The 22866-nt window shown below is 74.9% G+C and carries 19 protein-coding genes; 16 read left to right on the forward strand and 3 right to left on the reverse strand.

Annotation, left to right across the window (positions count from 1 at the left end):
* Positions 1-43 precede the first annotated feature (43 nt).
* Positions 44-1006, forward strand: coding sequence for a lysophospholipid acyltransferase family protein (locus tag KPF47_RS13775; protein ID WP_224386846.1), 963 nt, complete (start codon positions 44-46; stop codon positions 1004-1006).
* A gap of 88 nt (positions 1007-1094) precedes the next feature.
* Here the strand turns inward: KPF47_RS13775 and KPF47_RS13780 are convergent, their stop codons facing one another.
* The 3 genes from KPF47_RS13780 to KPF47_RS13790 all read right to left on the reverse strand — a co-directional run bounded on the left by KPF47_RS13780 (position 1095) and on the right by KPF47_RS13790 (position 4489).
* Positions 1095-1985, reverse strand: coding sequence for an HAD family phosphatase (locus tag KPF47_RS13780; protein WP_224389207.1), 891 nt, complete (start codon positions 1983-1985; stop codon positions 1095-1097).
* 250 nt (positions 1986-2235) lie between these two features.
* The gene (locus KPF47_RS13785; RefSeq protein WP_224389208.1) at positions 2236-3660 is read right to left on the reverse strand and encodes a DUF5667 domain-containing protein; all 1425 of its coding nucleotides are present in this window, start codon (positions 3658-3660) and stop codon (positions 2236-2238) included.
* 190 nt (positions 3661-3850) lie between these two features.
* Positions 3851-4489, reverse strand: coding sequence for a sigma-70 family RNA polymerase sigma factor (locus tag KPF47_RS13790; protein ID WP_224389209.1), 639 nt, complete (start codon positions 4487-4489; stop codon positions 3851-3853).
* Positions 4490-5217: 728 nt separating this feature from the next.
* On the opposite strand from KPF47_RS13790, the gene KPF47_RS13795 reads away from it, so the two are divergent.
* From KPF47_RS13795 to ccsB, 15 genes are all read left to right on the forward strand, one after another.
* Positions 5218-6822, forward strand: coding sequence for an AMP-binding protein (locus KPF47_RS13795; protein WP_224389210.1), 1605 nt, complete (start codon positions 5218-5220; stop codon positions 6820-6822).
* Position 6823: 1 nt separating this feature from the next.
* Positions 6824-7060, forward strand: coding sequence for a glutaredoxin family protein (locus KPF47_RS13800; RefSeq protein WP_224389211.1), 237 nt, complete (start codon positions 6824-6826; stop codon positions 7058-7060).
* Positions 7057-8742, forward strand: coding sequence for a molybdopterin-dependent oxidoreductase (locus KPF47_RS13805; RefSeq protein ID WP_224389212.1), 1686 nt, complete (start codon positions 7057-7059; stop codon positions 8740-8742). The genes KPF47_RS13800 and KPF47_RS13805 overlap by 4 nt, the downstream gene beginning before the upstream one ends.
* A gap of 465 nt (positions 8743-9207) precedes the next feature.
* Complete coding sequence (locus KPF47_RS13810; protein ID WP_224389213.1) at positions 9208-9936, forward strand: redox-sensing transcriptional repressor Rex; 729 nt, start codon at positions 9208-9210, stop codon at positions 9934-9936.
* A 5-nt stretch (positions 9937-9941) separates the two neighbouring features.
* The gene (locus tag KPF47_RS13815) at positions 9942-11363 is read left to right on the forward strand and encodes a glutamyl-tRNA reductase (protein WP_224389214.1); all 1422 of its coding nucleotides are present in this window, start codon (positions 9942-9944) and stop codon (positions 11361-11363) included.
* Complete coding sequence (gene hemC / locus KPF47_RS13820; protein WP_224389215.1) at positions 11360-12316, forward strand: hydroxymethylbilane synthase; 957 nt, start codon at positions 11360-11362, stop codon at positions 12314-12316. The genes KPF47_RS13815 and hemC overlap by 4 nt, the downstream gene beginning before the upstream one ends.
* A gap of 17 nt (positions 12317-12333) precedes the next feature.
* Complete coding sequence (locus KPF47_RS13825) at positions 12334-13875, forward strand: bifunctional uroporphyrinogen-III C-methyltransferase/uroporphyrinogen-III synthase (protein ID WP_224389216.1); 1542 nt, start codon at positions 12334-12336, stop codon at positions 13873-13875.
* A gap of 117 nt (positions 13876-13992) precedes the next feature.
* A complete protein-coding gene (hemB, locus tag KPF47_RS13830; RefSeq protein WP_224389217.1) occupies positions 13993-14973 on the forward strand; it encodes a porphobilinogen synthase in 981 nt (326 codons plus the stop codon).
* 450 nt (positions 14974-15423) lie between these two features.
* Complete coding sequence (locus KPF47_RS13835) at positions 15424-16161, forward strand: SurA N-terminal domain-containing protein (RefSeq protein ID WP_224389218.1); 738 nt, start codon at positions 15424-15426, stop codon at positions 16159-16161.
* Between the two features lie 22 nt (positions 16162-16183).
* Positions 16184-17524: a glutamate-1-semialdehyde 2,1-aminomutase gene (hemL, locus tag KPF47_RS13840; RefSeq protein WP_374108844.1), complete on the forward strand. Its 1341-nt coding sequence runs from the start codon at positions 16184-16186 to the stop codon at positions 17522-17524.
* A 2-nt stretch (positions 17525-17526) separates the two neighbouring features.
* Positions 17527-18186, forward strand: coding sequence for a histidine phosphatase family protein (locus tag KPF47_RS13845; RefSeq protein WP_224389219.1), 660 nt, complete (start codon positions 17527-17529; stop codon positions 18184-18186).
* A complete protein-coding gene (locus KPF47_RS13850) occupies positions 18183-18782 on the forward strand; it encodes a TlpA disulfide reductase family protein (protein ID WP_224389220.1) in 600 nt (199 codons plus the stop codon). The genes KPF47_RS13845 and KPF47_RS13850 overlap by 4 nt, the downstream gene beginning before the upstream one ends.
* Positions 18783-18878: 96 nt before the next feature.
* Positions 18879-19739, forward strand: coding sequence for a cytochrome c biogenesis CcdA family protein (locus tag KPF47_RS13855; RefSeq protein ID WP_224389221.1), 861 nt, complete (start codon positions 18879-18881; stop codon positions 19737-19739).
* On the forward strand, positions 19739-21418 hold the full coding sequence (locus KPF47_RS13860; RefSeq protein WP_224389222.1) for a cytochrome c biogenesis protein ResB: 1680 nt from the start codon (positions 19739-19741) through the stop codon (positions 21416-21418). Before KPF47_RS13855 ends, KPF47_RS13860 begins: the two co-directional genes overlap by 1 nt.
* Before the next feature lie 6 nt (positions 21419-21424).
* Positions 21425-22381: a c-type cytochrome biogenesis protein CcsB gene (ccsB, locus tag KPF47_RS13865; RefSeq protein ID WP_224389223.1), complete on the forward strand. Its 957-nt coding sequence runs from the start codon at positions 21425-21427 to the stop codon at positions 22379-22381.
* The last annotated feature ends 485 nt before the right edge of the window (positions 22382-22866 follow it).

The following is a 22866-nucleotide window of genomic DNA, read 5'->3' on the forward strand; positions in this document are numbered from 1 at the left end:
ACCACGGTCGGGCGGCCGCGGTGGTGCGACGGAGGGGAACGGCATGGCCGAGGCACGGGTGATCCCGATCCGGGGCAACCGGGGGCCCGCCCGGCCCGCCAGGACCGACGAGCCGCGTCCGGCGCCGGTCGCCGCGGCACCCGAACCCGACGACGCCGAGGGGCCGGCCTGGGAGGCCGCGCTGGAGCAGGTCCTGGAGTTCCTGCGTCGCCGTCTCGCGGGCGACTACCCGGTCGACGAGTTCGGCTTCGACCGCGAGCTCACCGACGCGATGGTGCTGCCCGCGCTGCGCCCGCTCTACAAGCGCTGGTTCCGGGTCGAGACCATCGGCACCCACCACATCCCGGAGACCGGTGGCGCGCTGATCGTCGCCAACCACTCCGGCACGCTGCCGCTGGACGCGGTGATGACGACCGTCGCCGTGCACGACGACCACCCCTCGCACCGGCACCTGCGGCTGCTCGGCGCCGACCTCATGTTCACCATGCCGGTCTCCGGCTCGCTGGCCCGCAAGGCGGGCGCGACCCTGGCCTGCAATCCCGATGCCGAGCGGCTGATGACCTCCGGCGAGCTCGTCGGCGTGTTCCCCGAGGGCTTCAAGGGCATCGGCAAGCCGTTCCGGGACCGCTACAAGCTGCAGCGCTTCGGCCGTGGCGGGTTCGTCTCGGCCGCCCTGCGCACCGGGGTGCCGATCATCCCGTGCTCGATCGTCGGCGCCGAGGAGATCTACCCGAAGATCGGCGACCTGGCGCCACTGGCGCGGCTGTTCGGGGCGCCGTACTTCCCGGTCACCCCGACCTTCCCGCTGCTCGGCCCGGCGGGGCTGATCCCGCTGCCGTCGAAGTGGTACATCGAGTTCGGTGAGCCGATCCGGACCGACGACCACACCCCGGCCGACGCCGACGACCCGATGCTTGTGTTCAACCTGACCGACCAGGTCCGCGAGACCATCCAGCACACGCTGTACTGGCTGCTGTCCCAGCGGCGCAACGTGTTCCTGGGCTGACCGGGACGGCCCGCCCGCGTGGTGGGCGCGGGAGAGCAGGTCACGCACCGGGTCCGCCGGGCCCGCCGCCGGCGGACGCCGGCACCGGTCAGCGCTTGCGGTAGGCCATCCCGGCCGCCACCGCACCGGCGACGGCGCCCGCCCCGAGCACCGACGGCACCCCGATCCGGGCGGCCTTGCGGCCGGTCCGGAAGTCGCGGATCTGCCAGTTGCGGGCCTTCGCGACGTCGCGCAGCTCGGAGTCCGGGTTCACCGCGACCGCGGTGCCGACGGCCGAGAGCATCGGGACGTCGTTCACCGAGTCCGAGTAGGCGGTGCAGCGGCGCAGGTCCAACCCCTCGGCGGCGGCCAGCGCACGCACCGCGTGCGCCTTCGCGGGGCCGTGCAGGATCTCGCCGACCAGCCGCCCGGTGTAGAGCCCGTCGACGGACTCCGCGACGGTCCCCAGCGCCCCGGTCAGCCCGAGCCGGCGGGCGATGATGCGTGCCAGCTCGATCGGCGTCGCGGTGACCAGCCAGACCCGCTGGCCGGCGTCGAGGTGCATCTGGGCCAGGGCGCGGGTGCCGGCCCAGATCCGGTCCGACATCAGCTCGTCGTAGATCTCCTCGCCGAGCGCGACGACCTCGTCGACCGGACGGCCCGCGACGAACGACAGCGCGGTGTCACGGTGCCCGGCGATGCCGCCCTTGTCCTCCCGGCCGCCCACCCGGAACTTGATCTGCTGCCAGGCGAAACCGGCCATGTCGGAGGTGGTGAAGAACTTGCGCGCGGCCAGGCCGCGGGCGAAGTGGAAGATCGACGCGCCGACCATCATCGTGTTGTCGCAGTCGAAGAACGCGGCGGCGGTGAGGTCCGGCGGTGCGCCGTCCCCGCCCTCCGGGCCGTCGGGATGGTCGTCGGCCTCGGCGGCGACGGCCGCAGCGGCGGAGGCCTGCCCGGCGCGCTGCGCGGAGTCCAGCGCGGTGGCCTGCTCCAGCACCCCCGGCTCCTCGGAGAGCCCGGTGTGGGTGGGCGGGTGAGACTCGCGGGTCCCGCTCTGGTCGAGAGGGGGGACGGACCCGGGATCACTCACCACGGCGGCCTTCCTGGTGCGACGGCATCTCGCGTCCCGAGGGGTCGGGACACGGCCCCAGCCTACTGCCGGATCGCGGGAGCGGGCCCGGCCTCCGGTGCGTGACGCGTGTCGACGTGGCGGTGGCCGGGCCCGTGCCCGCGAGGTCCGGAGCGGATCAGCCCAGGGTCACCGGGCCGAGGCCCGGCAGCAGCGGCGGGATGGTGATCGGCGGGAGCAGGCGGTCCTGCTCCGACGAGGACTCCGACGAGCTGCTCGTGCCGCCGTCGGTGGTGGTCGAGCCGCCGCCGTTCAGCAGCGGCAGCCCCCCGCCCTGCTCCGAGGAACCGGAGGTGGTCGGGGCCTGCGAGGTCGAGGTCCCCGGGGCGGACGACGTCGACGACGGCGACGGCGTTCCGGTTGCGGTCTCCGACGGCGTCACCGGTGCGGACTGCTCGACGGCCTGTGCCGAGGACGGCCCGCTCGGGGTGCGGCACTCGCCGGGAACCGGGCCGAGGTCGTCGACGGTCCCGCCGCTGTCCGCGGCGCAGCCGGTGCCGGCCCGCAGCGCCTCGGCCCGGGACAGCACCCGGTCCAGCAGGCGGATGGCCTCGGCGGTCTCCCCACGGCTCTCCGCGGGAAGCCCGGACTGCAGGCGGGTGATCCGCCCCGACTGGGCGGCCGCCCAGGTCCGCAGCTCGGCGAGGCGGGAGGCGTCGGCCCCCTCGGTGCCCGCACCGGAGAGCATCAGCCTGCTGCCGGTGCTGGTGGCCCGGTCGAAGTCGCCCATGGCGGACGCCACGGCGTCCGGGGAGGGCGGCGTGGACCGCGCGACCAGGCTCTCCAGCTCGTCGACCCGGGAGCGGGCCAGGTCGAGCTGGCGGGCGGCCTCGGCCTGCTGGCCGACGGTGAAGACCCCGCCGACGCTCTCGCTGGCGCGCTTCACGCCGTACATGGCGTCGCCGGGCAGGGCGTCACGGCTGGCGGTCGAGGTCACGCCCGCGATCACGGCGAGCGCGGCGAAGCCGCCGACGACGCCGAAGCGCTTGCGGACGCTCGGGCGGCGCCGGTCCAGCATCCGGGCGCCGGACTGCGCCGGGCGGGCGGAGTCGTCGCGGCCGGGCCCGGCATCGGCGTCGCGGGCCGGTCCGGCCGGGGCCCCCACCTGCTCGGGGTGGTCCGGGTGGTCGGCGGGCAGGACGTGCCGGCCGCGGCGCGGACGGCTGCTGCGGCCGGCGGGGTCGTCGGTGGCCGGGGTGTGCTCGCCTGCGGAGCGCCGGTTGGACACCGCGTCCCAGTCGAGGTCGTCGGCGATCGGCGGCCCGATCGGGGCGGTGAGGTCCGCGTGGTCGGTCCGGTCGACCCGGTCGACGAACGGGGACCCGCCGGACTGCTGCCCGACGCCCTCCTGGGCCAGCACCTCGAACAGCCGCGCCCGCATCCGGGCCGAGGCGTGCGGGTCCGGCGAGAGGTCCCGCCGCGAACGGTCCAGCGCGGCGGCCAGCGCGATCTCGTGCGCCAGCTCCTCCGATGCAGGGGCACCCGCCGGCGCACGGTCGAAACCGTCGTCGCCGGGATACCCGTCGTCCCATGCCCTGGGCATGCCGTCCGTCCTCACTGCAGTCTCGCGCTGCTCGTCGGCGCGTGTGGCGCCGTCAGTGCGCGCCGGTCCGTACAACGACCGACCGCGGACGAGGTTACGGCCTTCCAACCGTTCACCGCATCGAGTAGTGCGTTCGGCGCAGTGATCGACACACCCTCTCGCGTTCCGGCTGCTCCAGCGGCAGACCCGCTCACCGCAGGCCGTCCGGGAGGAGCTGGGCGAGCCGTCGCACCGCGCGGTGCTGCAGGGCCTTCACCGCGCCCTCGTTGCGGTCCATCAGCTCGGCGGTCTCGGCGACCGAGAGCCCCTTGAGGAACCGGTACTGGATGCATTCGCGCTGGTCGGAGTTCAGCTTGGCGATCGAGGCCAGCAGCTCGTCGTTGGTGGCCATGTCGAGCACCTGCTGCTCGGGCCCACTGGTGCTCGGCGACAGCTCGACGATCTCCGAGGTCGTCTGCTCCAGCCGGAACCGGCTCGACTTCACGTAGTCGAAGATCAGGTTCCGGGCGATGGTGACGAACCAGGCCCCGATGTCACGGCCCTGGTAGCTGACCGAGGAGATCCGGCGCAGGGCACGGACGAACGTCTCCTGTGTCACGTCCTCGGCGAACGAGCGGTCGCCCATCCGGAAGAGCACGTACCGGAAGACGACGTCGTGGTAGCGCTCGTACAGCCCACCGAACGCGGCCGCGTCGCCGGCCTGGCAGGCCTCCACCAGGGCCCACGAGCTGTTCGCGTCCTCGACGGCGCGGGCGGCCTCGTCGGCCGGGTCGGCCTCGGGGCGGCGGAGCTCCTGCGAGATCTGCGGTGCCTGTCGTGGCATCGGCATGTCCTGCTCGGTACGGCCGGGCGGACCCGACCGGGTGGTCCGGCCGTCCGGGCGGTGTGGGGCGGAACGTGCGGGGTACGTAGGCGGAGCGTCGACCAGGGGAGCGGACGCGATCGGCCCCGTCGGCTGGGACGGAGCAGAGGTCGCTGAAGTCACGGACACCTCCCCGTCCGGCTGGGGGCGGACGGTGTCGGGTCTGTCCTGGCCGGGTTCGGGGGCCCGGGTCGGACGGACGGTCTCGGGGACGGTCTCGGAACGCTGCTGTCGCAGCAGGCGGTGCGGTCGCATCGGCCGGGTCATGGATCCCGGGGGGTCGGACGGGGGACGGCTCGGCGGGCGACCGGGTCGGCGGGGACCGCCGGCGCGTCCCGCGCGGCGCGGCGCGGTGTGCGCCGTGGCGCGCTGGCGTCGAGCTGCATGCCACTCCCTCGGGTGAGTCGCGCGACGAACCGGCGATCCACGCGTTGAACGTCATGTAGCGGCGGAGCATAGACGTCTGTCGAGTGGCGCAACGCACTCGCCGCCTCTCGTCGCGCGCCGTTCCGGCGAGCGGCCCGATACGCGCGGTGGACGAACCGTGCGCGAAGCGTGTCCGAATCGACACGTGGCGTACACAGCGGTGAGCGGTCCCTCGCGACACGACGGTCGTCGACGGGTTTGGAACACTGATCCCGACGCGTGCCGACGAGCCGACCCCGCCCCGGCGGGGTCCGAGGATGGAGACCGCCGTGCCGAGTTCCGACCCCGTGCCGGGCCACCGTCCCGACCGGCCCACCCACCTCGCCGACCTGGTGGCGCGCAACGCCTCCGAGCGTCCCGGGCACGACGCCGTCCGTGATCTGTCCGGCGCCGCGCCGCGCACCCTGACCTGGGCGGCGTTCGACGCCGCGGTCTCCGCCGAGGCCGCCCGGCTGCGGGCGGCGGGGGTCCGCCACGGTGACCGGGTCGCGATCGGCCTGCCCGACGGGGCCGACTACTGCGTGGCGCTGTTCGGCGCGCTGCGGGCCGACGCGGTCGTCGTACCGTTCGGCGCGGGCTCGGTGACCCGCGAGCTCGAGGTCGTGCTCGACCAGGCCCGGCCGGTCGCGGTCGTCGCCCGGCCCGACGACGCGGTCGCGGCCGGCTGTGCCGAGGGTGTCGGCGCGCGCCTGCTGGGCCCGCCGGACCCGGGCGCCCCGGTGCCGGACGCCCCGGTCGACCGGGCCCCGGCCGATCCCGAGCGCGTCGCGCTGGTCGTGTTCACCTCCGGCACCACCGGGCGCCCGCGCGGGGTGCAACTGTCGCACCGCGCGCTGCTGGCCAACCGCGAGCAGGCCGGTGCGCTCCGCCCGGCCCCGGTCAACGGGGTGGACCGGGTCCTGCTGACGCTGCCGCTGTTCCACGTCTACGGCCTCGCGGCCGGGCTGCTGCAGGTCTGCTGGACCGGCGCCACCGTGGTCCTGCCCGGCCGGTTCTCCCCGGAGCGGCTGGCCGAGGCGGTGGTGGAGGAGCGGGTCAGCGTCGTCGCCGGGGTGCCGTCGATGTTCCGCATGCTGCTCGACCTGGGGCCCGAGCGGCTGCGCGCCGCGATGGCCGGGGTGCGGCTGTGCACCTCCGGCGGCGCACCGCTGCCCGCGGGCTGGCTCTCGGACTTCCGGGCGGCGAGCGGGCTGGACCTGCACGAGGGCTACGGACTCACCGAGTGCGGGCCCGTCGTCACCAGCAACGACCTGGGCCGCCCGGCCAAACCCGGCTCGGTCGGGCAGGTGCTGCCCGGTGTCGAGCTGCGCCTGGTCGACGCCGACGGGCAGCCGATGGAGCGCAGGGAGGAGCCGGAGCCCGAGCCGCGTGGCGAGGACCCGCTGGACGACCTCGACTACGACGACGGCACCGACCCGTCCGACGACACCGGGCTGATCGCGGTGCGCGGGCCGAACCTGTTCTCCGGCTACTGGCCCGACGGCTCCGGCGGCCCCGGCGAGGACGGCTGGTTCGTCACCGCCGACGTCGGCTACCTCGACACCGACGGCGACCTGTTCCTCGTCGACCGGTCCTCGGACCTGGTCATCGTCAACGGCTTCAACGTCTACCCGCGCGAGGTCGAACAGGTCGTCGCCGAGCTCGACGCGGTGGCCGAGGTGGCCGTGGTCGGGGTGCCCGACGACCGGACCGGCGCCGCGGTCAAGGCCGTGATCGTGCCCGTCGCGGGTGCCGGGCTCACCGAGGAGACGGTCGCCGCGCACTGCGCGACCCGGCTCGCCCGGTTCAAGCGGCCCGCGGTCGTCGCGTTCGTCGACGAGCTTCCCCGCACCCCGACGGGCAAGATCGCCCGGAGGACACTGGCGAGGATGTGAGATGCGGGTACGACTGCTGACCCGGGTGGGCTGGCACCTGTGCGACGAGGCCGCCGAGGTGCTGGCGCGGGTGTGCGCCGAGACCGGCACCGGCTGGGACACCCTGGACGTGGACTCCGACGACGAGCTGCGTGCCGAGTACGGCGACCAGGTGCCGGTGGTGCTGCTCGACGGCCGTGAGCACGACTCGTTCCGGGTCGACGAGGAGCGCCTGCGCGCGGACCTGGCCCGGCCGTGACCCCGGCACCCGAGGGGTCGGCCGCGCCTCCCGACGGCTCGGCGCCCGCCCCCGCCGGGACGACCGGGTCGCGGGCCCGTCCGGTGCCCCCGGCCCGCACCGCCCTGGCCGGGCTCGCCGCGGCCGCGGCGGGTGTCGGTGCAGGCCAGGCGCTCGCACTGCTGATCGCCCCGGCGGCCGGGCCGGTGAACGCCGTCGCCGAACAGGTCGTGGCGCTCACCCCGCCCGCGCTGGCCGGTGCGGCGACGGTCGGGGCCGGGATCGGCAGCCGCCACACCGTCGTCGCGGGGGTGCTCGTGGTGCTGGCCCTGGCCGCGGCCGGGCTCGGCGCGCTGTCGCGCCGCTCGCCCTGGCCGGGGGCGTGGGGGCTGGCCGTGCTCGGGCTGCTGGGCGTCGCCGCGGCGGGGACGGCCTCGAACGCCGGTCAGCTCGACGTCGTCCCCGCCGGGGCGGGGGTCGTCGTCGCGGTGACGGTCTTCCGGAAGCTGCACGCCCTGGCGTCCCGGATCCCCGCGCCGACCGCGGCCGGGACCCTGCCGGACGGGCGCCCCGTCCGGTCGTCGCTGACCCGGCGGAGGTTCCTGCGCACCACGGCGGTGGCGGGTGCCGGCGGCGTCGTGCTGGGCGCCGGGGCCGCGGTCGCGGCACCGCTGCTGCCCTCGGGCCGGATCGGGCCCGAGCGCGACGCCCTCACCGCCCGGCTCCGGACCCTCGCCGCGCAGGGGCGGATCGCCCCCGCCCCGGCACTGCCCGCCGGGGCGCAGGTGCCGGGTGCGGCCGCGTTCACCACGGCCGTCGACGACTTCTACCGCATCGACACGGCGCTGCGGGTCCCGTCGGTCGACCCGGCGTCGTGGACCCTGCGGGTGCACGGGCAGGTCGGGCGGGAGCTCCTGGTCACCCTCGACGACCTGCTGGCCCGCCCGCTGGTCGAGCGCTGGGTGACGATGGCCTGCGTCTCCAACGACGTCGGCGGCGACCTCGTCTCCACCACCCGGTTCACCGGGGTCGAGCTCGCGCCGCTGCTCGCCGCCGCGGCCCCCGACCCGGCCGCGGACCAGGCGTTGTCCACCTCGAGCGACGGCTGGACCGCGGGGAGCCCGTCGTCGGTGCTGCTCGACCCCGCGCACGGCGCGCTGCTCGCGGTCGCGATGGCGGGCCCGGACGGCCCGGTCGCGCTGCCGCCCGAGCACGGTTTCCCGGTGCGGATCGTGGTCCCCGGCCTCTACGGCTACGTCTCGGCCACCAAGTGGGTCACCGACATCGAGTTCACGACCTTCGGTGCCCGGGCCGACTACTGGCGTGCCCGCGGGTGGGCCCCGCCCGGGCCGATGGAGACGGCGGCGCGGATCGAGTCCCCCGCGTCGTACGCGAGCGTGCCCGCGGGCCGGGTCGTGGTGACCGGCACCGCGTGGGCGGTGCCCCGGGGGATCAGCCGGGTCGAGGTCGGTGTGCAGGACGGTGACGCGGCCGGGTCCTGGGTCGCCGCCGAGCTGGCGCCGGTGCCGTCCGGCGGGGTGACCTGGCGGCAGTGGCGCGCCGAGCTGGACCTGCCGCCGGGCGGGTACACGCTGGTGTGCCGCGCCACCGACGGCGACGGTGTCGTGCAGACCGCCGAGCGCCGCTCCCCCCTGCCGGGTGCGGCGACCGGGTGGCCGACCCGCACCGTGACCGTGACCTGAGCCTCCCGACCGCCCCCGCGGCGGAGAGGTGTGTCACGGCCGGTCGCGGGCCACGTCCGACGGTGGTGTCGTGGAGGTCGACGTGGCGTCCGTCGCACGACGAGCGGTTCCTGCCCGTCGATCACCGGTAGCTCCAGGTCAGGGGCCCGGGAGAGCACGGAGAGGACCAAGATCGCAACTTTGTGCGTGCCTTCACAAGCGGCTACCGTGGGTTCCCGTCGCCGGACCCGGTGGCACGGAGCCCCCGGGGCGCCGCGGACGCCGGGCCTCGTCCGTCCGCATCCCGACCGGCCCGTCCGGCCGGTCCGTGGGCGTGCCACGAGTCCGCCGTCGACCGGTACCTGCACACCCCCGACCGGAGCCCGCCCAGTCTCGATGACCGACCGCCCACGGACAAGCCCCCGTGCGCAGGACGGCCGCCGGGACGCCCGGCCGCCCGCGACCGACACCCGAGGAGGACGGCCCATGACCCTGCCGCCCGAGTCCGGTGCCGCCGCGCCCGAGGGCAACGGCGAGCGCCCCGCGCGCCCGGTGCCGGAGGCGACCGTGTCCCGGCTCGCCGTGTACCTGAGGGTGCTCGGTGAGCTGCGGGAGGCCGGGGTCGAGACGGTGTCGTCCGAGGAGCTCGCCGGTGCCTCCGGGGTCAACTCGGCCAAGCTCCGCAAGGACCTGTCCTACCTGGGCTCCTACGGCGTGCGCGGCGTCGGCTACGACGTCACGTCGCTGCAGGGGCGGCTGCAGGGCGAGCTGGGCATGGACCACCGGCAGTCGGTCGCGCTGGTCGGCGTCGGCAACCTGGGGCACGCGCTGGCCGGCTACACCGGGTTCGCGGGCCGCGGGTTCCCGGTCAGCACCCTGTTCGACGTCGACGACGAGCTCGTCGGCAGTGAGATCAACGGCATCCGGGTGCGGCACGTGCGCGAGATCCCCGAGGTGTGCGCCGAGGGCGGCGTGACCATCGGGATGATCGCGACGCCGGGCCCGGCGGCCCAGAAGGTCTGCGACCTGCTCGTGGCGGCCGGTGTGCAGTCCATCCTCAATTTCGCTCCGGTACTGCTCTCGGTCCCGGACGACGTCGAGGTCCGCAAGGTCGACCTGTCGGTCGAGCTGCAGGTCCTCGCGTTCCACGTGGCGCGACGGCACACCGGTGCCGCCGCGGTGACGGACAAGACGAACGAATCGGTGGTGTCGTAGAAGCCATGAGCGTCCTCGTGGTCGGCCTGTCGCACCGCAGCGCGCCGGTCGAGGTGCTGGAGCGCCTCGCGGTCGCGCCAGGTGACGTGCCCAAGCTGCTTGAGGAGATGCTCGACCGCGCGCACGTCGAGGAGGCCGTCGTCCTCTCCACGTGCAACCGGATCGAGATCTGTGCGGTCGTGGACGCGTTCCACGGCGGCCTCGGCGACGTCACCGACGTCCTCGGCACCCACGCCGGGTTCCCGATCGGCGAGCTGTCGGAGCACCTGTTCGTGCACTACGCCGGGTCGGCGGTGCAGCACCTGTTCGCGCTGGCCGCGGGCCTGGACTCGATGGTGGTCGGCGAGTCGCAGATCCTCGGGCAGCTGCGCGGTGCCTACGCCGCGGCGGACTCCGCGGGCGCGGTCGGCAAGGTGCTGCACGAGCTGGTGCAGCAGGCGCTGCGCGTCGGCAAGCGGGTGCACGCCGGCACCGGCATCGACGAGGCGGGCGCCTCGGTCGTGTCGGAGGCCCTGCGCGACGCCGACCGCGAGCTCGGCGGCGCCGGCCTGGCCGGGCGTCGCGCCGTGGTGGTCGGGGCGGGTGCGATGGGCGCGCTGGCCGCTGCGCACCTGCGCCGGGCCGGGGCGGGCGAGATCGTGGTGCTGAACCGGTCCGCAGAGCGCGGCGAGCGGCTCGTCGAGAAGATCGTGGAGCACGCCGACCCGGGCACCACCGCGCGGTACGCCGCGATGGACGACCTGGCCGCCGAGCTGCGCTCCGCGGACCTGCTGCTGGCCTGCACCGGCTCGATCGGCCACGTCGTCGGTGTCGAGCCGGTCACCGAGGCGCTGGCCGGCCGGACCTCGCCGCTGGTCGTGTGCGACCTGGGCCTGCCGCGCGACGTCGACCCGGCGGTCGGTGAGCTGACCGGCGTGCGGATGGTCGACCTGATCACGCTGCAGCGCAGGCTGCTCGACGTCGCCGACGGTGGTTCGGTCGCCGCGGCGCAGGAGATGGTCGACGCCGAGGCCCAGCAGTACCTGGCCGGGCAGCGTTCGGCCGAGGTCACGCCGACGGTCACCGCGCTGCGCCGACGGGCATCGGAGGTCGTCGACGCCGAGCTGCTGCGCCTGGACTCGCGGCTGCCCGACCTGGACGGGCACGTGCGCGAGGAGCTCTCGCGGACCGTGCGCCGGGTCGTCGACAAGCTGCTGCACACCCCCACCGTCCAGGTGAAGCGCCTGGCCGAGGGACCGGACGGGGACAGCTACGCCGCCGCGCTGCGGACCCTGTTCGAGCTCGACCCGCAGGCCGCCGCCGCGGTCGCCGCCCCGGTCCGGGGCGCCGACGCGAGCGTCGACGGCGGGGACGTCACCGCGGCCCTGAACGCCCCGCTCGACGCCACACCGTCGATCGGGTCCCGTCCCCCGGAGCAGATCACGTGAGCGTCCTGAAGATCGGCACCCGGCCGTCGAGGCTGGCGGTCGCGCAGTCCACCACCGTCGCCGACCGGCTCATCGCCGCGGGACACCCGTGCGAGCTGGTGACCATCTCGACCAGCGGTGACCGCTCCTCGGCGCCGATCCACCAGATCGGCGTCGGGGTGTTCGTCTCGCAGCTGCGCGACGCGCTGTACGCCGGCGAGATCGACGTCGCTGTGCACTCGTACAAGGACCTGCCGAGCGCGCAGCCCGAGGGGCTGACGATCGCGGCGGTCCCGGAGCGCGAGGACGTCCGTGACGCGCTGGTCAGCGGCGGCCGTGTGCTCGGGGAACTGGGCCGCGGGGCCCGGGTCGGGACGGGGTCGCCGCGCCGCACGGTGCAGCTCAACGCGCTCGGCCAGGGCCTCGAGGTGCTGCCGATCCGCGGCAACGTCGACACCCGGATCGGGAAGGTCCGCTCCGGGGAGCTCGACGCGGTGGTGGTGGCCGCGGCCGGGCTGCGCAGGCTGGGCCGGGTCGACGAGGCCGACGAGCTGATCGACCCGCTGCAGATGCTGCCCGCGCCCGCTCAGGGCGCACTGGCGATCGAGTGCCGCACCGGGGACACCGACCTGGTGTCGGTCCTGGCCGCGGTGCTGGACGACAGCGCGGTGCACCTCGCCGTCGCCGCCGAGCGCGCGGTGCTGGCCGGGCTGGACGCCGAGTGCACCACCCCCGTCGGGGCGCTCGCAGAGGTGGTCTCCGACCTCGACGACGACGGGCACGCCGTGGACCGGCTGTCGCTGCGCGGCGCGCTGGGGATCGGTGACATCGCCGGGGGCGACGTGGTGCGCGCCTCGGCCACCGGGGACATGGACGACGCAGAGAAGCTCGGGGCCGTCGTCGCCCACGAGCTCCTCGACCTGGGAGCCGAGGACCTGCCCCCCGCAGGCCCCGGTGGTCCCGCCAACCGCTGATTCGGGAGCTTCGTGACATGACAGGACCTGCCAACACCTCGGGGCGGATCGCCTTCGTGGGCAGCGGACCGGGGGACCCGGCGCTGCTCACCGTGCGCGCCCGGGACGTACTCGCCGGCTCTCCGCTGGTCATCACCGATCCGGACGTGCCGGAGGGCATCCTCGCCCTGGCCGCGGACGGCGCCGAGGTGCGCCCCGCCGTGGGCCAGCTCGCGGACATCGCGAGCGACCTGCTCTCCGAGGCGGGCCAGGGCCGCTCGGTGGCCCGGCTGGTCTCCGGCGACCCGCTGACCAACGACGCCGTCGTCGCCGAGGCGATGGCCGTGTCCGCCTCGGGCACCCCCTTCGACGTCGTCCCGGGCGTCCCGTCCTCGACCGCGGTCCCGGCCTACGCCGGCGTCGCGCTCGGGTCGGCGCACGTCGAGGCCGACGTCCGGGCCGGGGTCGATTGGGCCGCGCTGGCCGCGAGCCCGGGCCCGGTCGTGCTGCACGCGACGAGCGCGCTGCTCGGCGACGTCGCCGCCGGGCTGACCGCCCAGGGTGTCCCGGACGCGACGCCGGTCGCGATCACCGCTGGCGGCACCACGTCCACCCAGCGGACCATCTCCTCGTCGGTCGGGCGGATCGCCGCCGACGGCGGTGACCTGGAGGGTGCGCTCGTCCTCACCGTCGGCGACGCGGCCGGTCGCCGCGGCGAGCTGTCCTGGTGGGAGTCGCGGGCGCTCTACGGCTGGCGGGTCCTGGTGCCGCGCACCAAGGACCAGGCCGGCGTGATGAGCGAGCGGCTGCGCATGCACGGCGCCATCCCGGAGGAGGTGCCGACGATCGCCGTCGAGCCGCCCCGGTCGCCCGCGCAGATGGAGCGCTCGGTCAAGGGCCTCGTCGACGGCCGCTACCAGTGGGTCGTGTTCACCTCGACGAACGCGGTCAAGGCGGTCTGGGAGAAGTTCGGCGAGTTCGGCCTGGACGCCCGTGCCTTCTCCGGTGTGAAGATCGCCTGCGTCGGCCGCTCGACCGCGGAGAAGGTCCGCGAGTTCGGCATCGAGCCCGAGCTGGTCCCCGACATCGACGAGGCCCAGGCCTCGACGTCGGAGGGCCTGCTCGACATCTTCCCGCCGCACGACGACGTGCTCGACCCGGTCGACCGGGTGCTGCTCCCGCGCGCCGACATCGCCACCGAGACGCTCTCGGCCGGGCTGCAGGAGCGCGGCTGGGAGGTCGACGACGTGACGGCCTACCGGACCGTCCGGGCCGCCCCGCCGCCCGCGCCGATCCGTGAGGCGATCAAGACCGGCGGCTTCGACGCGGTGTGCTTCACCTCGTCGTCGACGGTGCGGAACCTGGTCGGCATCGCCGGCAAGCCGCACGCCCGCACCCTGGTCGCCTGCATCGGCCCGGCCACCGCGGAGACCGCTCGGGAGTTCGGCCTGCGGGTCGACGTGCAGCCCGAGGAGTCCCGCGTCCCGACCCTGGTCGACGCGCTGGCCAGCCACACCGCGAAGCTGCGCGCCGAGGGCAACCTGCCGCCGCCGAAGAAGGTGAAGGCGCGCCGCCGCTGAGCGGAGCGAAGGGCGCACCGGCACCGCCGCCGGGCGTGTGCTCCCGTCGGGCCCCGTACCGCCTCCCGAGGTGGTGCGGGGCCGACGTGTGTCCGGGGCGGTCGTAGCCTGGTCCGCATGGGTTTTCCGGCGCAGCGTCCCCGACGGTTGCGGACCACCCCCGCGATGCGGCGGCTGGTCTCCGAGACCGAGGTCCGTCCGCGGCAGCTGGTGCTGCCGATGTTCGTCCGTGAGGGTGCGACGGAGCCGGTCCCGATCGGGTCGATGCCCGGGGTCGTGCAGCACACCCGCGACTCGCTGCGCAAGGCGGTCGCGGAGGCGGCGGCCGCGGGTGTCGGCGGCGTGATGCTGTTCGGCGTGCCCGAGCACCACGACGCGACCGGCTCCGGCGCCGTCGACCCGGCCGGGATCCTCAACGTCGGCCTGCGTGACGTGCGCTCCGAGGTGGGCGACGACCTGGTCGTGATGTCGGACCTGTGCCTGGACGAGTTCACCGACCACGGCCACTGCGGCGTGCTGGACGCCGACGGCGGTGTCGACAACGACGCCACGCTGGAGATCTACGCGCGGATGGGCGTCGAGCAGGCCCGCGCAGGTGCCCACCTGGTCGGTCCCAGCGGGATGATGGACGGCCAGGTCGGCGTCATCCGGACCGCGCTCGACGAGGCCGGGTTCACCGACACCGGCATCCTCGCCTACACCGCGAAGTACGCCTCGGCCTTCTACGGCCCGTTCCGCGAGGCGGTGAACTCGCAGCTGAAGGGCGATCGCAAGACCTACCAGCAGGACGGCGGCAACGCCCGCGAGGCGCTGCGCGAGCTGGCGCTGGACCTCGACGAGGGTGCCGACATGGTGATGGTCAAGCCCGCGCTGGCCTATCTCGACATCCTGGCCCGGGTGGCCGACGTCGCCGACGTGCCGGTCGCGGCGTACCAGATCTCGGGGGAGTACGCGATGGTCGAGGCGGCGGTGGAGAAGGGCTGGCTCGACCGCGAGCGGACCATCCTGGAGACGCTGACCTCGATCCGCCGCGCGGGTGCGGACGTGATCCTGACCTACTGGGCCACCGAGGCCGCGACCTGGCTCGACCGGGGCTGATCCCGCCGCCCTCGGGACGGTCTCCGCGGAGATCGCTCACGCGATGGAGCGTGTCCGTCGACGGCGGCCGGGCGAGGCCGCATCGAGGACACCTGTCTGCGGGGTCGCTTACCCGGTAAGCGAATTCGCAGATCCCGGCACGGCACGGCCCGGCCCGGCCCGGCTCGGCTCGGCCCGGCCCGTCCCGGCAGAGCCCGGCCCGTCCCGGCTTGGCGCGGTGCGGCCCCGGTCCGGCACGGCGCGGCCCGGCCCCGGTCCGACCCGAGCGCGTCCCCGAGCCCGACGGCGCCTCCCGAACGAGCCGGAAGGCCTCGCGGGCCGGTCGGGGCCGCGCAGGGTGACGGCAGGGCGGCGTGCGCCGTCGCACGGACGTCCGATGAGGGGTGAATCGCGCCGGCGGGTACCGCCGAACGTGGCAAACCGGACACCGTCCCGGCTACCGTGGAGGTCGTGAGCAGCGACCCCGGACAGCACGACGCCCCGCAGTACTACCGGCCCGGGCCGTCGACGGGGCGCTACCCGCAGTACCCGCAGAACCCGTACCCGAACGGCTGGCACGGCGGCTCCACACCGCCGGCGTCCCCGCAGCAGGCACCCGCGGCGCCCACGCCCGCGCCGCAGCCGGGGCCCGGCCGGCAGGCCGGGCAGGGGCCGCAATGGAACGCCGGATCGGGCTGGGGGCCGCCCCCGGCGGGGCTCGGGAGCGGGCCGCAGGGACGACCGGCCCGTCCCCGTCAGGTGCTCTCCGCCCTGATCGTGCTGGTCGCAGCGGCGTTGCCGTTCGTCGTCATGGGCATCGGCGCGATGTTCGCCACGATCACCGACGCGGTCCTCGACGACACCGGGATCCCGCGCGCCGACATCGACGCCGCGCTGGCCCAGACCGGTCTGACGATGGACCAGCTCACCCAGTTCGTGCGGGTCATGGGCGGGGTCTTCCTCGTCCTGGGGCTGGTGTGGATCGCGCTCGCGGTCGTCGCGTTCCTCGGGGCCGGTGGTGCCCGGATCGCACTGGCCGTACTGGCCGGCGTCTACGGGATCCCGCTCCTGCTGCTCATGGCGCCGACGCTCCCGCTGTTCGCAGTGTTGGTCGTGGTCCTCTCGGTGGCCGGCGTCGCGCTGCTCTACGGCCCCGCGGCGAAGGAGTGGTACGCCACCCGCAGGCTCGGGGCCGCGAGCCGGTCCTGACACCGGCTGCGAGACTGGGCCCGTGAGCACCGGAAGCGCAGGGACCACCGTGAGCAACCCGGAACCGAAGGAGTCCGCCCGCCTGTTCGAGCGGGCGACCGAGCTGATCCCCGGTGGGGTGAACTCCCCGGTACGGGCGTTCAACTCGGTCGGCGGCACCCCACGGTTCATGGTGTCGGGGCAGGGCTGCCGCCTCACCGACGCCGACGGTGCGACCTACGTCGACCTCGTCTCCTCGTGGGGACCGATGATCCTGGGACATGCGCACCCGGCCGTCGTCGAGGCGGTGCGGTCCGCGGCGAGCCAGGGGCTCTCCTTCGGCACCCCGACGCCCGGCGAGATCGACCTCGCCGCCGAGATCGTCGACCGCGCCCCGGTCGAGCAGGTCCGCCTGGTCAACTCGGGCACCGAGGCGACGATGAGCGCCATCCGGCTCGCCCGCGGCATCACCGGCCGCACCGTGATCGTGAAGTTCTCCGGCTGTTACCACGGCCACGTGGACGCGCTGCTCGCCGACGCCGGCTCCGGCATCGCCACTCTCGGCCTGCCGACCAGCCCGGGCGTCACCGGTGCCCAGGCCGCCGACACCGTGGTGCTGCCCTACAACGACCTCGACGCCGTGCGTGCGGTGTTCGAGCAGCGCGGCCCCGAGATCGCCTGCGTGATCACCGAGGCCGCCGCCGGGAACATGGGCGTGGTCCCGCCGGTGGAGGGGTTCAACGCCGCACTGCGCGACCTCGCGCACGCGCACGGCGCGCTGCTGGTCATCGACGAGGTCATGACCGGGTTCCGGGCGTCGCGTCAGGGCTGGTACGGCTGCGACGGCGTCGACGGGGACCTCTACACCTTCGGCAAGGTCATGTCCGGTGGCCTGCCCGCGGCCGCGTTCGGCGGGTCGGCGCAGCACATGTCGTACCTGGCCCCGGCCGGGCCGGTCTACCAGGCGGGCACCCTCGCCGGGAACCCGGTCGCGGTCGCCGCCGGGCTCACCACGCTGCGCCACGCCGACGAGGCGGTCTACGCCACCCTGCAGCGCCACGCCGACCGGATCGGTGCCCTGGTGACCGCGGCGCTGGACCGGGAGGGCGTCGCCCACACGATCCAGTACGCGGGCACCATGTTCTCCCCGTTCTTCACCGCCGACCCGGTCGTCGACTACGCGGGCGCGAAGGCCGCCGAGACCTGGCGCTACCCGGCGTTCTTCCACGCCATGCTCGACCACGGCGTCTACCTGCCGCCCAGCGCGTTCGAGGGCTGGTTCGTGTCCACCGCGCTGGACGACGAGGCGTTCGAGCGCATCGAGACCGGTCTCGGCGCCGCCGCGAGGGCCGCCGCCGCAGCCACCCGACCGGACGGGGCCTGAGCATGGGCGACCGGACCAGCCCGCCCGCGTCCGGGCCGGTGACCGTGGTGCACGTGCTGCGCCACGGCGAGGTGCACAACCCCGAGGGCGTCCTCTACGGCCGCATCCCCGGCTACCACCTGTCCGAGCACGGCCACGCCCAGGCGAAGACCGTCGCCGCGTATCTCGACGGCAACGACATCGCCGCCGTCGTCGCCTCGCCGCTGCAGCGCGCCCAGGAGACCGCCCGCCCGATCGCGGACACCCACGGCGTCGACATCCACACCGACGAGGGCCTGATCGAGTCGGGCAACCTGTTCGAGGGCAAGCGGTTCGGCGTCGGCGACGGCGCGCTCAAGCGCCCGCAGGTGTGGCGGCTGCTGCGTGACCCGTTCACCCCGTCGTGGGGCGAGCCGTACCGGGCGATCGCGCACCGGATGCTCGGTGCCGTGCACGCCGCGCGGGCGCTCGCGCCCGGCCGCGAGGTCGTGTGCGTGTCCCACCAGCTGCCGATCTGGACGCTGCGCCGCTACCTCATGGGGCAGCGGCTGTGGCACGACCCGCGCCGCCGCCAGTGCGCACTGGCCTCGCTGACCAGCATCGAGTTCACCGGCACCCGGATGACCGGGCTGCGCTACGCCGAGCCGGCCGGCCCCAGTGGCGCGATGGTGACCGGAGCATGAGACGCCTGCTGCCCGCCCTGCTCGGTCTGCTCCTGCTCGTCGCGGGATGCGGCGTAGGCCGCGACGCCGCGGGCGGGGGGCCGGGCCAGGACTTCCAGTTCGTCGCCCCCGGCGGCCAGGTGCGCATCACCTACGACCCGCCGGAGAGCCGCCAGACGGTCACCGACCTGCGCGGGGAGAGTCTGCTGCGTGAGGGCACCCAGGTCGGCACGGGCGACTTCCCCGACACCGTCCGGGTGATCAACATCTGGGGCTCCTGGTGCGGCCCGTGCCGGACCGAGGCTCCCGAGCTGCAGGCGGTGGCCGAGGCGGCGGAGGGGAAGGCCGTCGTCCTGGGGATCGACGTCCGCGACGACCGTCAGGCCGCCCTGGACTTCGTCACCGACCGCGGCATCACCTACGACTCGATCTACGACGCCCCCGGCCGCACCCTGGCCCGGCTCGACGGCTATCCGCGCAACGTCGTCCCGTCGACGATCGTGCTCGACCGCGAGTCCCGGGTCGCGGCGGTGTTCCTGGTCCCGGTCGGCAGCTCCGACCTGCTGCCGCTCATCACCCGGCTCGCCGCCGAGCCGTCGTCCGGTTCGTCCCGCTGACCGCGGGTGACCGCGCGGTCGCACCCCGACCGGTGAACTACACGCTGTAGAACCCGCCGCGCGGTACCCCGCGCAGGGCTTCTACCCTGGGGTGCGATGGACGCGACGACGACGCTGGCGATCTCGGGGCCGCTGCTGCTCGCAGTGCTGGTCTCGGTCGCCGCGGGGCTGGTGAGCTTCGCGTCGCCGTGCGTCGTCCCGCTGGTGCCCGGTTACCTCGCCTACCTCGCGGGGCTCGTCGGCGCGCAGTCGCCGCCGGTGACCCCGGCCGAGGCGACCGCCCGCGCCGCCGCCCGCCGGGGTGTGCCCGCCGCGGCGCCCCGGGACGGCACCGCGGGTGCCGCCGCCGTGGCGGACGCGCCGCCCCGCGACGACGGTCGCTGGCGGGTCGCGGGAGCCGCGCTGCTGTTCGTCGGCGGGTTCACCGTCGTGTTCGGTGCGATCATGGTCGGGGTCGTGTGGCTGTCCGACGTGCTCATCGACAACGAGGCGCTGCTGCAGCGCGTCGGCGGTGTCGTGATGATCGTGATGGGGCTGGCGTTCGCCGGGGCGATCCCCGCGCTGCAGCGCGAGTACCGCTCGCACTGGACGCCCCGGGCGGGGCTCGCCGGCGCCCCGCTGCTGGGCGCGGTGTTCGGCCTGGGCTGGGTGCCCTGCATCGGACCGACGCTCGCCGGGGTGGTCGCCGTCGCCGCGGGAACCGGGGGCGGCTCGGTCCGCGGGATCGTGCTGATCCTCGCCTACTGCGCCGGTCTGGGGATCCCGTTCGTGCTGATCGCGCTGGGCGCGACCCGGGCGGTGCGCGCGCTGGGCTGGCTGCGCCGCCACACCCGGGCGGTGCAGGTCACCGGGGGGCTGCTGCTCGTCGTCGTCGGGGCGCTGCTGGTGTCCGGGCTGTGGTCCCAGTGGCTGGTGAAGCTGCAGGTGTCGGTCGCCGGATTCACCCCGCCGATCTGATGAGCTCCCCGCCCGACGCCCCGCCGCAGCCGTCCGTGTCGACACCGGACGGCGGGCCGCCGCCGTCGTCGCAGCGGCCCGGGCCGGTCGCCCGCACGCTGGCCCTGCTGCGCAACACCTGGCGCGGACTGACCAGCATGCGCACGGCGCTGGTGCTGTTGTTCCTGCTCGCGCTGGCGGCGATGCCCGGGGCCCTGCTGCCGCAGCGCTCGCTGAACGCGTTCCTGGTCGACGACTTCTACCGGGACAACCCCGCCCTGGCCCCGGTGGTCGACGCGGTCGGCGGCTTCGAGGTGTTCGCGAGCCCGTGGTTCGCCGCGATCTACCTGCTCCTGATGATCTCCCTGGTCGGCTGCGTGTTCCCGCGCACCGGCGAGTACCTGCGCTCGGTCCGCCAGCCCCCGGTGATGACCCCGCGCAACCTGACCCGGCTGCCGCACCACGCCGAGGGGACCACGGCTGCGGGTGTCGACGACGAGCTCGCCCGGGCCCGGCGGCTGCTGCGCGGCTGGCGCACGGCCGAACGCACCGAGGACGACGGCGCACGCACGATCTCGGCGGAGAAGGGGTTCCTGCGCGAGACCGGCAACCTCGTCTTCCACCTCAGCCTGATCGGGATCCTGCTCGGCCTGGCGGGGGGGAAGATGTACGGCTACGAGGGCGACGTCATCGTCCGCGCCGACGGCAGCGAGTTCTGCAACAGCTCGATCCTGGGCTACGACAGCTTCCGCGCCGGGCTGCGCGTCGACGGCACCGACCTCAACGACTTCTGCGTCAAGGTCGACCGGTTCGACGGCACCTGGCTGCCGAACGGGCAGCCCTCGACCTTCGGCGCCGCGGTCGGGTTCCAGCCCGGTCAGGACGTCCGCGACGGCGTCAGCACCTGGCGCCCCGACGAGATCGCGGTGAACCACCCGCTGCGCACCGACGGCGACCGCGTCTACCTGACCGGCTACGGCTACGCGCCGGAGTTCACGGTCACCTGGCCGGACGGGCAGAGCCGCACCGGTGAGGTGCAGTGGCGTCCGGTCGACCAGTCCGGCACCCAGCTGTCGGAGGGGGCGACGAAGTTCGAGCGTCCGGGCATCACGGACCCGGAGCAGCGGCGTACCACGCAGCTCGCCGTCACCGGGACGTTCGCCCCGACCGGCGCGGTCGACCCCGAGGGCACGCTGGTGTCGGTGCACCCGGACCTGCGCTCGCCCACCGCCGACGTCGACGTGCTCCTCGGCGACCTCGGCATCGACGACGGTCGCGGACAGTCGATCTTCAGCGTCGACCAGGGCAAGATCGACGACGGTGAGCTGCGCTCGGTCGCGACGGCGCGGCTCGGGATCGGCGACACCACCCGGCTGCCGGACGGCACGGTCGTCCGGTTCGACGGGGTCACCCCATGGGTGAACCTGCAGGTGGGGCACGACCCCGGCCAGTCCTGGGTACTGGTCGCCGCGGTGCTGATGGTCGGCGGCCTCGCGCTGTCGCTGTCGGTCACGCGGCGCCGGTTCTGGGTGCGGGTGTCCCCCTCCGGTCCGGGCGTGGCCGGCGCCGACCCGGCGCACGGCGGGGGCAGCCGCATCGCCCTCGGTGGTCTGGCCCGGACCGACCGGGCAGGCTACGGCGAGGAGTTCGACCGGCTCGCGACCGAGCTGCTCGACCCGACGGACAAGAAGGACGGTTAACCGGAGATGCTCGTCGACCCGATCACCGCGATGTGGAGCGACCGCCTGTTCCAGGCGACGCTCGTCGTGCTGCTGCTGGCGCTGGTCTTCGCGTCCCTGGAGTACGCGGCCCGGCGCGTCGCACGGGCCGCGGCCCGGCACCCGGAGCCCGCCGCGGTGGGGGCCGGGTCCACCGCGGTCGCGACGCCCGAGGAGCCCCCGGCGGACACCACCCGTCGCTCCCGCGCCGACCGCTACGGCCGGATCGGCATCTCGCTGATGGTGCTGGCGTTCCTGACCCATCTGGGGTCGATCGTGCTGCGCGGCTTCGCCGCCTACCGGTGGCCGCTGGGCAACATGTACGAGTTCACCTCGGCGCTGTGCCTGATGGCCGTCGGGGCGTGGCTGGTGCTCGTGCGCCGGCACCCGGGTCTGCGTCCGGCCGGGGTGTTCGTGCTGACGCCGGTCGTGCTGCTCATGTTCGTCACCGGCACCGTGCTGTACCTCGACGCGGCGCCGGTCGTGCCCGCCCTGCAGTCGTACTGGATCATCATCCACGTCACGACGATCACGCTGGCCTCCGGCCTGCTGCTGGTGCCCGGTGTGGCGAGCCTGCTGTTCCTGGTCAAGCGGAACGGGAAGCCGGCGTCGTGGGCCGCGAAGCTGCCGTCGGCGGAGTCGCTCGACCGGCTGGCGTACCGGGTGACGGTGCTCGCGTTCCCGCTCTACACCTTCGGCATCATCACCGGCGCGGTGTGGGCCGAGGCGGCCTGGGGCCGGTTCTGGGGCTGGGACCCGAAGGAGACCGTGGCCTTCGTCGCGTGGGTGCTCTACGCCGCCTACCTGCACGCCAGGGCCACCGCGGGGTGGAAGAACTCCGGTGCCGCGGCCTGGATCAACACGGCCGGCTTCGCCACGATCGTGTTCAACCTGTTCTTCATCAACATGGTGGTGGCCGGACTGCACTCGTACGCGGGGGTGTGAGGCGCCTCGACCACCGGGTTCCACGCGGCTACCGTCGTTTCCCGTGAGTGAGAACGGTTCCGGCGAGCAGCCCGACGGGTCGGTCGGCCGCTACGTGCGGGAGCGCTGGGCCACGACGGAGTCCCCCGGCCGGTCCTTCGGACGGCGCAGGCGGACCGGCGGTGACGACGCTGCGGAGCCGACCCCCGAGGCCGGTGCCACGCCGCCCCGGACCCCGTCGGCCGCCGAGCGCGCCGCATCGGCGCCCGCCCCGGGCCGCGCCGCCATCGGGACGCAGACCCCGCCGGCGGGCTCGGCGTGGGGCAGCGAGCTGCCCGAGATCGACGACGACCTGGTCGACGAGATCGACCCGTCCACCCCGCCGCACGGGATGGACCTGTCGTCCCTGCGGGAGACCCCGCACCCGTCCCCCGCCGGTCCCACCGTCGCCGAGGACGATCCCGCCCCGGTCGCCGCGGGCGACCCCCGGCACCGGCGCGACGACC

This window comes from Pseudonocardia sp. ICBG1293 (assembly GCF_020131355.1).
GTDB lineage: Bacteria > Actinomycetota > Actinomycetes > Mycobacteriales > Pseudonocardiaceae > Pseudonocardia.